This is a genomic window from Neobacillus sp. OS1-32, assembly GCF_030915425.1.
Lineage (GTDB): Bacteria > Bacillota > Bacilli > Bacillales > Cytobacillaceae > Neobacillus > Neobacillus paridis.
On record NZ_CP133263.1, the window covers coordinates 1,667,913 to 1,681,169 of the forward strand.

A 13,257-nucleotide genomic window follows, 5' to 3' on the forward strand; every position below is an offset into this window, starting at 1 on the left:
AAACATTACTGTTTATGCTGTTGGTAGTTAAGGAGGGATAATCTATGCCACGTAAATGTGTTGTAACTGGAAAGAAAACAACCACTGGTAACGCACGTTCACACGCTATGAACGCTAATAAGCGCACATGGGGTGCTAACCTACAAAAAGTACGTATTCTTGTTGATGGCAAGCCAAAACGCGTCTGGGTTTCGGCAAGAGCGTTAAGATCCGGTAAAGTTGAACGCGTATGATTTAGCGAAACATGAGCATCCTTTTGGGATGCTTTTTTCATTCCATCCTATTATATATTATTTCCTAATTGACAAAATAAAAAGCACCCAAAAGTTATGGGTACTTCACGTTTATCGAAAGGTATTAAATCATCCTTGAGCTGAATTTTTTATTCTTTCTTATGAAACACACCAATCATCGCCCGGACAATGCCGCCTAGAAACTTCGGCAGTTTAATCGTATAAAATTTCATACTGTCCCTCCTCACCAATCTCACGTTGCTTCTCTTATCACTTTTAACTTGCAAACGTCAATATCATATTATTCAAACTGACGAAATCAGTACCACCTAACAAGCCTATTAATCATGGCTTCTTACCACTATTAATATGCCTTCGGAAAATGAAAAAGTACCATATTCACTAATAAGTTCATTACTAATACATAGTGTCGAACCAAGAGAAATATGACGATTTTTCAAGGGATATTTAAAGCCGGAAAGTGTGAGATTACTGATCTCAAGCGTCAGGGGAATAAACGAAATGTATTTTTCTGTTTCCCGTTTTTTTAATTCATACATTCCTGGTCCTTTGATAAACATCTCGTTACATCTGTCAATTAAATAAATATCTGTTGCCTGCTTGGTCTTTAACGGTTGAACAAGCAGCTGAACATTGGCAAATAAATGATCAAGCCGGCCACCGGTAGCTCCAAACAGCCGGATTGTTTTAGGTCTCTGGGCTAATGCCCAATTAAGGGCAAGCTCCGTATCTGTTTCATTCTTTATCGGCTGAAATCGTTTCAATTCTGCTACTTTCGTTTCAATCAACGCTAATTCTTCCGGTGAGACGGAATCAAAATCACCAAAAGCTATTTCCGGAGTGATGTTTCTTTTTAACAAATGAAAAACTCCGCGGTCAACACCGACCCAGATCGCCCCATCTCCTTTATATTGCTGCAAATTAGGCAAAAGGTCTTCCGGGCCCCCTGCCAGGATATTGATAACCATAACAGTACCTCTCTCCCCTAAGCAAAAAGCCGGGCATTAAAGCCGGCTCTTTAGCTGCGCAATGGCATTCGCATAGTTTTCTTGATTATAAATGGCTGAACCTGCGACGAGAACATTTGCCCCTGCTTGGGCACATTGAACAGCCGTTTCTGAATTAATGCCGCCATCTACTTCAATTTCGATGTCCAACCCTTTTGTTTCGGCCATTTGCTTGACTTGAGTAATTTTCGGAAGCACTTCCGGAATGAACTTTTGTCCGCCAAATCCGGGATTAACCGACATTAATAAAACCATGTCAATGTCACCAATAATATGCTGAATCGTATCGACCGGAGTTGCCGGATTTAACACAACGCCCGCTTTGACCCCAAACGATTTAATCGTTTGAATCGTGCGGTGCAAATGGCGGCAGGCTTCTACATGAACTGTAAGATAGTCAGCTCCTGCTTTGGCAAATGCGTCAATATACTGATCAGGGTTTTCAATCATCAGATGGACATCAAGCGGCAGTTTGGTAATGGGCCTGATGGCCTCGACAATTAACGGACCAATAGTGATATTGGGAACAAAATGTCCGTCCATTACATCAACATGAATGTAGTCGGCTCCAGCTCTTTCAACTGCTGTAATTTCTTCCCCCAGCTTGGCAAAATCGGCGGAAAGAATGGAGGGAGCAATTTTTATCATTACTAATACCTCGGCTTTCTCTCTTTAATTTCTCGTAAAAAATCAACATAGTGTTCATAACGGTATACCGGGATCTCTCCTGCCTCTACTTTCAGTTTGACACCGCATTTTGGTTCTTTCAAATGAAGGCAGCCGCGAAATTTACATTGTTCACTTGCCCGGAGAAATTCCGGAAAACAACGGGTTAGATCCTCGGCTTCGATATTGGTAAATTCCAATGAACTAAACCCGGGCGTGTCGGCCACAAGGCCGTTACCTACTTTTATTAATTCAACATGCCTAGTCGTATGCCGGCCCCTTCCCAAATGAGCGGAAATATCATTCGTTTTCAACTCTAAATCGGGCCGCAAAACATTTAACAAAGAGGACTTTCCTACCCCCGATTGACCAGCAAAGACAGAAATTTTATTTTCAAGATGCGGATTCAAACGATCTATCCCCGCTTCTGTTTCGGATGAGGTTAGAATCACTTCATATCCGGCGCCGTTATAATGCTCGGCATATGTTGAAATCTTTTGCTGCTCGTCATCATTAGTAAGATCCATTTTTGTAATACAAATCAGCGGTTTGATATGGTTAAATTCAACCAACACAAGAAAGCGATCCAGCAATCCCGGACTGAAGTCCGGTTCTACCGCTGAAAAAACCAAAATAGCTTGGTCTACATTGGCAATCGGCGGCCGCTGCAATTCATTCTTTCGCTCTTTCACTTCCAAAATGTAGCCTTCCTGGTTATTCTCAGCTTGAAAAACAACTTCATCGCCAACAAGAGGGGTGATTTTATTTTTTCGAAAAACCCCTCTGCCACGGCATTGAATGACATGATCCTGATGGAGTACATAGTAAAAGCCACTTAATGCTTTAATAATTTTTCCTTCAGGCATAGCACCCCTCCATGTGTACCATTATTTTTCCTAATAATTCCATCACTAATTTCCAGTTTAATCTATATCCGAATAGTTAATAACTTCTTCCATAAAGACCGTGTTGTCCTTCATGACCCTATAGCCGGCTTTTTTACCATACGGAATAGTTAACTCGATTTGAACCTTTTTGGTTGCATTGATGTTAAATGTTTCCGCTGGTTCTGTCATGTTTCGATTCATATCATCAATATAAATCTGTACCACTTGTTCCTTATCAGGATTTTCCGGATCAGGTTCAAAGGGAATAGTGATCTCTTTGACGACCTTTTTTGGAGGTTTCTCTCCTTTGGAGATGACAACCGTAACCTTATCGCCTTTTTTTAGCTCAGTTCCTTCTTTAGGTGATTGGGAGATGACCATTCCTGCTGGTACTTTCTCATCATATTGTTCCTGTGATGCATCCAGAGTTAGCCCAACTAATGAACAGTAGTCCTGGGCACCTTTTAAACTATACTGGGTTAAATCTTTTAAGACAATAATTTCCGGACCTAAGCTAACTTCAAATTCTAAGACGGTATCTTCCGGAACCACTTGTTCCCCTTCCGGCGGATTTTGGCTGAGTATCGTCCCCGGGGCACTATCATCGTGCTTTTCAATTTTCTTTATATCTTTAAATTTATCATCTAATAAACGAACGACATCATCATAGTTTCTGCCAACATAGTTGGATAATTCCAGTTTTTTCTTCCCGGAACTAATATAAAGCGTGACTTTTGCTTTTTCCTTAACCGTTTCTCCTGCTTCGGGGTCCGTTTTGATAACGAGACCTTCTTCTACTTCTTCACTTGTGATCTTGATTTTTTTATCAATACCTAATCCACTTTGCTTTAATTTGGAAACGGCATCGTCCAGTTCCATTCCGCTAACATTAGGAACTTTAACCTCCTTAGCAGAAAGTATTCCTGGCAAAAATAAAGCAGATAATAATCCTATGACACATAAAAAAAGAAAAATAGAAACGAGAACTAGCGGCCATTTTTTTCTTTTTTTATTTTTTTTCTCTTTCTTTTTCTCTTTCTTAGTTTTTTCGGTCGGTTTTTCAGCTGTGTTTTCAGTGCTATGAACCAAGGTTTCTTCCAGATTTTTTAATGGTTTGTCATTGGTTATTACCGGAATGGCTTTCGTGGCTTCATCATCGACAGGAATAGCAAACTTGGCTTCATTCATCCGTTCGGGATCTAGAGCAGTCTGCAAGTCCTCCTCCATTTCGTCAACGCTGTTATAGCGATGAAATGGGTCTTTCGCAGTTGCCTTTAAGACGATATTTTCGACACTTTGCGGAATACTTGGATTCCAGCGCCGCACCGACGGAGTCTCTGATTGCAGATGCTTTAAGGCGATGGATACAGCTGATTCACCCGAAAACGGCAGTCTGCCAGTTAATAATTCAAACATCACGATCCCAAGTGAATAAATATCCGACTTTCGATTCGCCATGCCGCCTCTTGCCTGCTCAGGTGATAAATAATGAACCGAGCCTAAGACTGAATTTGTTTGCGTTATCGCTGTTGCGCTCAGAGCGGTAGCAATCCCAAAATCAGTCACTTTCACATTTCCTTCATGGTCTATTAAAATATTATGTGGTTTAATATCACGATGAATAATATGATTATGGTGAGCATGTGAAATGGCAGATGTCAGCTGTTTCATGATCTCGATTGCTTTTTCCACTCTTAATGGAGAATTTTGCTGTATGTATTGTTTAAGAGTCTGCCCATCAACGTATTCCATCACAATATAATAAAGATCATTTTCTTCGCCTACATCATAAATATTAACAATATTCGGATGCGCAAGACTTGTAGCTGCTTGTGCTTCCCGGCGAAATCTCCTGATAAATTCTTCATCATTTGCAAAATCAAGCCTGAGCATTTTAACGGCTACATCACGATCAAGAATCATATCATGGGCCAGGTAGACATTTGCCATGCCTCCGCCGCCAATAATATTTAAAATTTTATAGCGCCCGCTTAATCTTTTTCCAATCATCATCCGGCATCACCCCTCACTGCCCTCAGAAAACTCCACAATTCCCAAGGTAATATTATCCTCTCCGCCGTTTTCATTGGCGAGTAAGATAAGTGTTTGGGCTTTCTCTTCAAGCGGTTCTTCATTTAAAAGGATTTTCACCATTTCATTTTCACTTACTTTGTTAGAGAGTCCGTCGGAACACAGCAGCAGGATATCTCCTTCTTCAAAAATAATCGTCTTAATATCCATTTCAACTTTTTTTTCAGTACCTAATGCCCTTAATAGGACATTTTTCCTTGGGTGATGTTCGGCATCCTCCTTGGAAATTTGCCCTGAACGGACAAGTTCATTGACAAGAGAATGATCCTCTGTAATTTGTTTAAATCCGGATTCATTTAAAATATAGCAGCGGCTATCTCCGATATTTGCTATGGTTGCAAACCGATCAGTGGTTATGGCGGCAACGATTGTTGTCCCCATACCATCACACTCTGAATTATTGGCAGCATGTTCTAAAAGAATATTGTTGACAGCGGTAATTTCCTCCTGCAACCACTTTTCAGCTGTATCTGCAGTCAAAATTTTCTCTGTTGTTTCCCATTCCTTTTTCAAATGGGAAACGCTCATTTCACTTGCGACATCGCCTGCCCGGTGACCGCCCATCCCATCGGCAACAATAGCAAGGAGACTGCCATCCTTATTGACAAAGATTCCACCGGCATCCTCGTTGTGCAGCCGTACCTTCCCTTTATCTGTTTTAAATACTGCTTTCATACCTTCACCTCGTCTCCTCTTTTCGCTCCTTTGCACGAAGCTGACCGCATGCTGCGTCAATGTCATGACCATGCTCCCGGCGAATCGTTACATTAATACCGCGATTTTTCAGTGTTTTTTCAAACGCAAAAATCTTTTCTCGCGGTGTTCGCACATAATCTCTTTCCGGCACATAGTTAACTGGTATCAGATTCACATGGCATTTTAAATCCTTTAATAAATCAGCCAATTCCTCGGCATGGTCGGTTGAATCGTTAACACCGCCGAAAAGACCGTATTCAAAGCTGACCCGGCGCCCCGTCTTATCGATATAATACCGTACTGCTTTCATTAAGTCATCAAGTTTATAAGCTTTATTAATCGGCATTAATCTCGTTCTTAATTCTGTATTTGGAGCATGTAAAGAAATAGCAAAGTTAATCTGCATGTTTTCATCAGCAAATTGATAGACTTTGGGAACGATGCCGCTCGTTGAGACGGTAATATGACGTGCACCAATATTAAGCCCTTTCTCATGATTGATGATTTTTAAAAAGGAAATCAAATTCTGATAATTATCAAACGGCTCACCAATTCCCATAACGACAACTGAACTTACCCGTTCCTCGGTTTCATCCAATGCTTTTTGCACCTTGACCACCTGGGCAACAATTTCCCCAGCCTCCAGATGCCGCTTTAAGCCGCCGAGAGTGGAAGCGCAAAAGGTACAGCCAATCCGGCAGCCAACCTGTGTCGTAACGCAGACGGAATTACCATAGTCATGCCGCATCAGAACTGTTTCAATTGAATAGCCGTCATGGAGTTCAAATAGAAATTTAATCGTTCCATCCGAAGAAGTTTGCTGCACGACAGTATTTAAGGTGGTAATTTGGAACTCACTTGCAAGCTTCTCTCTTAAGGCTTTTGATAAGTTGCTCATATCCTCGAAAGAAGTTACTCTTTTTTTATAAAGCCAATCAAACAGCTGCTCAGCCCGAAACGGTTTTTCACCGTTCTCCTGTAGCCATTTTTTCATATCATCGAGGTTTAATGAATAAATCGATCGCTTCTTGTCGTCACTAGTATTTGTCTCAGTTGTCTTAAGTTGTTCCAACTGTTACACCTCTTTTCTATCCTGTACGGTTGTTTTTTCCTTTGTTAAGGCAGCAATATAAAAACCATCAGAACCAAAATTCTGCGGAAATATTTGCAAGCCGGAGTCTTTCACCAATGGTTGGATTGCTTCGGGCATTCGCTGTTTCAACGAAGGATCCAAGCGAAATTCCCGATGATTCCGTAAAAAAGTTTCGATTGTCCCGTTATTTTCCTGTTGGTCCACAGTACAGGTACTATACACAAGAATTCCGCCTATTTTAACTAATGGAGCTACTGAATCTAACAAATCCTGTTGAATGCGGCTTAACCGTTCAACATCTTGCTCCCGCTTCGTATACTTGATATCCGGCTTTCTTCTCATTACGCCCAGCCCGGAACAAGGAGCATCAAGCAGCACACGGTCAAACGATTCCTCGTCAAAATGTCTGCCCGCCATTCGCGAGTCTAATACACGGGGGTGAATATTTGTCAAACCTAAACGGTCGGCATTATCGTGAATTAATTTCACCTTATGTTCATGAAGATCAAGCGAAAACACTTGTCCCGTTTGCTTTAATTTTTCCGCGATATGGGTACTTTTTCCTCCAGGGGCAGCACAGGCATCTAAAACCTGTTCGTTTTCTTTGATGTCAAGCGCATAGGCAGTTAGCATCGAGCTCTCGTCTTGAATCGTAAACAGGCCGCTTTTAAATGCTTGAGATGCGGCCAAATTTCCTTTTATAGAGCGTATTGCCTCGGGAATAATCGGGCTTTTTTCAATTTGAAAACCTTCTTCTTCAAGGAGTCGGACGCATTCATCCCGGGAAATTCTCAGCAAGTTGACCCGCGCTGTTTGCAGCGGAGCTGTCAAGTTGGTCTCGCACATTTGTTTCGTTATTTCATAGCCAAATTGACCAACCCATCTTCTTACAAGCCATAATGGGTGACTCGTTTCGATTGCCAGCCGCTCCAATGAATCAGGTATCTTCTCCAAAGCTGGCAGGCCTTCCCGTTGTATCGTTCTTAAGACGCCGTTAACCAATCCGGCAATCCCTTTATGCCCCCGTTTCTTGGCAATTTCAACTGCTTCATGGATCGCGGCACGGTCGGGAATTTTATCAAGAAAAACCATTTGATAAAGCGTCAGCCGTAGAAGCTGCAACACCCAATTCTCGAGTCTCTTCGCCTGTTTTAAAAATGGCGCTAAAAAGAAATCTAAGGTCATTTTTCTTTGCAATGTCCCATAAATTAATTCTGTCAAGAGCCCTACATCTTTCTGGGGAAGCTGATGCTTGTTTATTTCATTGTTGAGGAGCAAATTGCTGTATGACTGATTCTTCTCAATCGCCATAAGGAGATCGAGTGCTGTTTCTCGGACATTCTTTTTTGCTTTTGCTGTCATATTATTCTCCTAATTTACTGCCTATAGTAATTTTATCCCCCGCTCCTCGTAAAAATTGTTCACATTTCATTTTTGTTTTTCCAGCGGGTTGCAATTCGGTAATTTTAATCGCTGTTTCGTTTCCACTGCTAACGATCATTCCATCTTTTTCGATTTTCACAATGACACCCGGCTGACTTCCTGTTACCCCGTTCACTTTTTGCGCCTTCCAAATTTTATATACTTGACCATTGAAAGTGGTAAAGGCAACTGGCCATGGGTTTAAACCGCGAATGTGATTGTAGATCTCCTCTCCTGTCTTGTTCCAGTCAATTTTTTCCTGTTCTCTCTTAATATTGGGAGCAAAGGTTGCATCCGCATCTTTTTGCGGAATGGCTGTAAGAAGTCCTGCCAATAGTTTGGGCAATGTCTCTGATAAAAGTTTAGCACCAGCAGCGCTTAATTTATCATGAAGTGTTCCAACATTATCCTCCTCGTCAATCGGAACTTCCACAGTCGTGAGGATATCCCCGGCATCCAATTTTTCAGCCATATACATAATCGTAATCCCGGTTTTTTGCTTTCCTTGCAATATGGCATAATGAATCGGAGCCCCGCCGCGCAGCTCAGGGAGCAGTGAGGCATGGACATTAATGCAGCCATATTTAGGGGCTTCCAATAATTCCTTTGGTAAGATTTGGCCAAAGGCAGCAGTCACAATTAAATCTGGCTTAAGTTCCAGGATCTTCTGCAGTTCATCCGGCTGCCGGATCTTTTCAGGCTGAAATATCGGAATTCCATGCTTCAACGCTTCTGCTTTTACCGGTGGCGGTGTTAAAACCCTTTTTCTTCCCACCGGCCGGTCTGGCTGGGTCACCACTCCAATCACATCATAGCCATCTTCAATGATTTGCTTTAATACCGGGACAGAGAAGTCAGGAGTACCCATAAAAACAATTCTCGTCATTCACATTCCGCTCCTTCCAGCTCATCTTCTTCTAAATATCGGGAAACTTTTGTGGTAAATAAGATCCCATCCAGGTGATCAATTTCATGTTGAATCGCCCTGGCAAGAAAATCTTCTGCCTCAAGGGTATATGGTCTGCCTTTACGATCAAACGCTTCGATTTTTACATAATTTGGTCTCGTTACTTCGCCATATAATCCGGGAAAGCTTAAGCAGCCTTCAGGTCCTGTTTGTTCCCCTTCTTGCTTAACGATGCGGGGATTAATCATTTCAATTGTTCCCGAATCATCATCAATATCAACGATAGCAATTCGCGTATCTAAACCAATTTGCGGGGCAGCAAGACCAACACCATCAAATTCAATCATCGTATCATACATATCATCCAGCACTTTTCCTAGTTTTTTGTCAAACTTGACAACTTCTTTACATTTCAGTTCCAGGATCGCTGCTGGGTAGTTTACAATTTTACGTACCGTCAAAATAGTTCCTCCGTCTAGATTGATCTCTATATATAAAATTAATTACTTATCATTCTCACCCAGATTACATTAAGATAAACGGGTTGACGTCTATCGATACCTGTAGTCCATTTCTGGCTTCTTTCTGGTATTGATCAAGAATTTTCTTTAGAACATTTGTTAGATTCGGTTCCCGTTTGTATTTTATCAGACATTGATAGCGATATCTATTATTAATCCTGGGTATCGGTGATGCCGCCGGCCCAAGAATGACGGCTTGATTGGAAACTTGCGATCTTAGATAATTAACAATTTTCTCCGTTTCTGCAACTGCCTTCATTAATTGTTCATGGGTAACGGTGACCAACACTAAATAATAGAATGGCGGATAATGATGGATTTTTCGCATCATCATTTCCCGTTGATAAAAATAATCATAATTCTGCATCCCTGCTAATTCGATGCTATAATGCTCCGGAGTATAGGTTTGAATTACGACTTCTCCAGGCAATTGATGTCTTCCTGCCCGCCCGCTGACCTGTGTCAATAATTGAAATGTTTTTTCAGAAGAACGAAAATCCGGTAAATGCAGCATTGTATCAGCGGACAAAACACCGACTAAGGTAATGTTAGGAAAATCGAGTCCTTTAGCAATCATTTGCGTGCCTAATAAAATATCGGCCTTGCCATCGCGAAAATCCTTTAATAATTTTTCGTGGGAGCCTTTTCTTCCGGTTGTATCAACGTCCATCCGGATGACCCTTGCTTCGGGAAGAATTTTTCCCAATTCCTCTTCAACCTTTTGCGTACCAGTGCCAAAATAGCGAATATATTCACTTGAACATTCCGGACACACATTCGGTATATTGCTTTCATAACCGCAATAATGGCATTTCATCCGGTTTCCGGCCCGATGATAGGTCAGCGAGATATCGCAATTTGGACAATTCACAACGTAACCGCAATCCCGGCACATGACAAATGACGAGTGCCCCCGCTTGTTTAATAATAGGACAGACTGTTGTTTTTTTTCCAGCCGGTCCTTAAGCTTTGAAAACAGCTTGCGCGAAAACATCGATCGGTTTTCGGCACGAAGTTCTTCACGCATATCAATAATTTCCACCGGGGGCAGCGGTTTATTGTTCATCCTATTTGACAGCGTTAACAGATGGTATACCTTTTTTTGCGCCCTGGCAAATGATTCCAATGAAGGAGTGGCACTTCCTAAGACTACGGGACAGCTATAGACTTTTGCCCTTTCTATCGCAACATCTCGGGCATGATAACGCGGCATATCTTCCTGTTTATAGCTCGTTTCATGCTCTTCATCGATAATGATGATGCCAATGTTTTCAAACGGGGCGAAAATGGCCGACCTGGCTCCAACAACAACCTTGACCTCTTTCCGCTGTATTTTGCGCCATTCATCATACTTTTCCCCAGCAGATAGTCCACTGTGCATGACCGCCACTAAATCTCCAAATCTTCCTTTGAAACGGTTCACCATTTGCGGTGTTAAGGAAATTTCCGGTACGAGGACGATAGCCTCTTTCCCTTTATCGATGACATCCTGAATCGCTTGTAAATATATTTCTGTTTTTCCGCTCCCGGTTACCCCGTAAAGTAAAAATACTTCATGCCGTTTGGCCTCAATTGCCTTTAAAATAGGAGAGATTGCAGCAGTTTGAGCCTTTGTTAATGGCAATGGAGCAGTATGCTCAAAAACTCGATTTTCAAATGGGTCGCGATATACTTCCATTTCATCCTCGGAAAGCAGCCCCTTCTCAACCAACGCCTTTACAGTAGAAGGAGAAGTTTGAACGATCGTCAGCAGCTGTTTTTGTTCGACTGGATCTTGGTGCTCGATAAAGTAATCTAACACCTGCCTTTGTTTTTCCGCATTGGCCGGCAGCCTCTCCATTTCTGCCTTAATTTCAGCAGGGGGAAACAACGGTCGAATAACCTTCACCTGCTTTTTCTTAACTCTTTCTTTTACCTCATAAACAACTTCAAGATGACCTTTGGCAGCCTCACGCTGTAAAAGGGGGACTAAGCCGCTTTTTAACACCTCTTCCCACTCAAGCTTTTTATTGTCAGCAAAAATCGCTTGCAGTGAACTTGGTAAAACAGCCACTTCCTTTCCAGGGGCCAGTCGTACCTTTTTTTCATATTTTGCTTTCAGGGCAGCAGGGAGCATTGCCTGGTAGGCAAAAATTTTAAAGCATAGTGAGGTTTCGGTTAACCATTCGCCCAGATGCAATAATTCCTTATTCAAAACCGGTTCCAGATCCATTGGTGCAATAATTTCCTTTAACTGCTTAAACTCCGATTTGTCCTTTATTTCCGTCACAAAGCCTTGAATTTTTCGCGGCCCAAAAGGAACTATCACTCTCATGCCTGGTTGCATCGTTTCCGTCCAATCTTCGGGAATCAGATAATCGAATGGCTTATCTGTTTGTTTTGCCGGAACATCAACGATGACACTAGCAATTTTCATGTTTATTCAGATCCTTCAACAAAACAGTTATTTCTTCGATAATTTTTTGGGCAACGGCCGTTTTTGACATAATGGGTAATTCGCTAACAGTGCCATCCCGTTTAAACAAGGTGACAATGTTTGTGTCGGTGCCGAAACCTGCCCCCTCTGCTTTTACATTGTTGGCAACAATCATGTCGGCATTTTTTTTCTTCAGTTTTGCTTGGGCATATTCAGCTAGGTTATTGGTTTCAGCAGCAAAGCCGACCAGGATTTGCTTTGTTTTCCTTTTTCCTAATTCAAGCAAGATATCCTTTGTTCTTTCAAGCTCGATCATGACATTACCCGTTTGCTTTTTCACTTTATGGTCATAGGAAACCCTGGGACGATAGTCAGCCACAGCAGCTGTTTTAATCACAATATCCGCCTCATCAAAGACGTTCAGAACGGCTTGATACATGTCTTCAGCACTTTCGACACTGACGACGTCAATCCCCGATGGTTTTGGCAGCTGGACCGGTCCGGACACTAAAATGACGTGAGCACCTTGTTTCTTGGCTTCTTCAGCGAGGGCATACCCCATTTTGCCGCTGGAATGATTGGAAATAAACCGGACCGGATCTATTTTTTCGCGTGTCGGTCCTGCTGTAATGAGCACCGTTTTTCCCTTTAAGGGCTCGGTATTGCTGCTGACAAAATATTGCTCCATTAATGCCACTATTTTCTCTGGTTCTTCCAGCCGGCCTTTTCCGACATATCCGCAAGCCAAATAGCCTTCCCCAGGTTCAATGAATTGGTAACCATACTCATCCAATCTGGCAAGATTCCTTTTTACCGCAGGATGTTCATACATATGAACATTCATTGCCGGGGCGATCCACACAGGTGCGGTAGAAGCGAGCACTGTCGTCGTAATCATATTATCAGCAATCCCGCCCGCCAATTTTGCGATCGTATTTGCTGTTGCCGGAGCGACCAGAATCAAATCGGCCCAGTCTGCCAAGTCTATATGAGCAATCACTTGCGGATTTTTTTCATCAAAGGTATCAGTATACACTTCATTACGGGATAATGCCTGAAAAGTCAGCGGAGTCACAAATTGTGCCGCAGCTTCACTTAAAATGACTTTTACACTTGCCCCGGCTTGGACAAGTTTGCTTGTTAACGCCGCTGCTTTGTAAACCGCTATCCCTCCAGTTACGCATAATAATATCTTTTTATTCATAACCATCTTTGGATTCCCCCAGATATCAACTTTATTATCTATTATGCTGGAATAGAAAAATTTTTTCACTATTTTCCTTCTTTAATCGACAAA

General features: G+C 42.0%; 13 protein-coding genes. 1 reads left to right on the forward strand and 12 read right to left on the reverse strand.

The genetic code is table 11. The features are described 5' to 3' along the window. Positions 1-44: 44 nt before the first annotated feature. Positions 45-233: a 50S ribosomal protein L28 gene (rpmB, locus tag RCG24_RS08420; RefSeq protein WP_007087786.1), complete on the forward strand. Its 189-nt coding sequence runs from the start codon at positions 45-47 to the stop codon at positions 231-233. Positions 234-382: 149 nt separating this feature from the next. On the opposite strand, the gene spoVM is transcribed toward rpmB, so the two are convergent. The 12 genes from spoVM to coaBC all read right to left on the reverse strand — a co-directional run bounded on the left by spoVM (position 383) and on the right by coaBC (position 13,170). After that, complete coding sequence (spoVM, locus tag RCG24_RS08425) at positions 383-466, reverse strand: stage V sporulation protein SpoVM (protein WP_199417578.1); 84 nt, start codon at positions 464-466, stop codon at positions 383-385. Between the two features lie 108 nt (positions 467-574). After that, the gene (locus RCG24_RS08430; RefSeq protein ID WP_202653891.1) at positions 575-1,222 is read right to left on the reverse strand and encodes a thiamine diphosphokinase; all 648 of its coding nucleotides are present in this window, start codon (positions 1,220-1,222) and stop codon (positions 575-577) included. Between the two features lie 36 nt (positions 1,223-1,258). Then, on the reverse strand, positions 1,259-1,909 hold the full coding sequence (rpe, locus tag RCG24_RS08435; RefSeq protein WP_202653890.1) for a ribulose-phosphate 3-epimerase: 651 nt from the start codon (positions 1,907-1,909) through the stop codon (positions 1,259-1,261). Between the two features lie 2 nt (positions 1,910-1,911). Then, on the reverse strand, positions 1,912-2,793 hold the full coding sequence (gene rsgA / locus RCG24_RS08440) for a ribosome small subunit-dependent GTPase A (protein ID WP_202653889.1): 882 nt from the start codon (positions 2,791-2,793) through the stop codon (positions 1,912-1,914). A gap of 57 nt (positions 2,794-2,850) precedes the next feature. Then, positions 2,851-4,827 (reverse strand): Stk1 family PASTA domain-containing Ser/Thr kinase, encoded by a 1,977-nt coding sequence (gene pknB / locus RCG24_RS08445; RefSeq protein ID WP_202653888.1) that lies wholly within the window; start codon positions 4,825-4,827, stop codon positions 2,851-2,853. A 6-nt stretch (positions 4,828-4,833) separates the two neighbouring features. After that, on the reverse strand, positions 4,834-5,580 hold the full coding sequence (locus RCG24_RS08450; RefSeq protein ID WP_202653887.1) for a Stp1/IreP family PP2C-type Ser/Thr phosphatase: 747 nt from the start codon (positions 5,578-5,580) through the stop codon (positions 4,834-4,836). A gap of 4 nt (positions 5,581-5,584) precedes the next feature. Further along, positions 5,585-6,673, reverse strand: a complete 1,089-nt coding sequence (rlmN, locus tag RCG24_RS08455; protein WP_202653886.1) for a dual-specificity RNA methyltransferase RlmN — start codon at positions 6,671-6,673, stop codon at positions 5,585-5,587. Positions 6,674-6,676: 3 nt separating this feature from the next. Next, a complete protein-coding gene (gene rsmB, locus RCG24_RS08460; RefSeq protein ID WP_308078861.1) occupies positions 6,677-8,056 on the reverse strand; it encodes a 16S rRNA (cytosine(967)-C(5))-methyltransferase RsmB in 1,380 nt (459 codons plus the stop codon). A 1-nt stretch (position 8,057) separates the two neighbouring features. Next, complete coding sequence (gene fmt / locus RCG24_RS08465) at positions 8,058-9,002, reverse strand: methionyl-tRNA formyltransferase (protein WP_202653884.1); 945 nt, start codon at positions 9,000-9,002, stop codon at positions 8,058-8,060. Then, entirely contained in the window at positions 8,999-9,484 is a 486-nt protein-coding gene (def, locus tag RCG24_RS08470) for a peptide deformylase (RefSeq protein ID WP_308078862.1), read from the reverse strand. Before def ends, fmt begins: the two co-directional genes overlap by 4 nt. 64 nt (positions 9,485-9,548) lie before the next feature. Next, a complete protein-coding gene (gene priA, locus RCG24_RS08475; protein WP_202653882.1) occupies positions 9,549-11,960 on the reverse strand; it encodes a primosomal protein N' in 2,412 nt (803 codons plus the stop codon). Beyond that, positions 11,947-13,170, reverse strand: a complete 1,224-nt coding sequence (gene coaBC, locus RCG24_RS08480; RefSeq protein ID WP_202653881.1) for a bifunctional phosphopantothenoylcysteine decarboxylase/phosphopantothenate--cysteine ligase CoaBC — start codon at positions 13,168-13,170, stop codon at positions 11,947-11,949. Before coaBC ends, priA begins: the two co-directional genes overlap by 14 nt. Between the last annotated feature and the right edge of the window lie 87 nt (positions 13,171-13,257).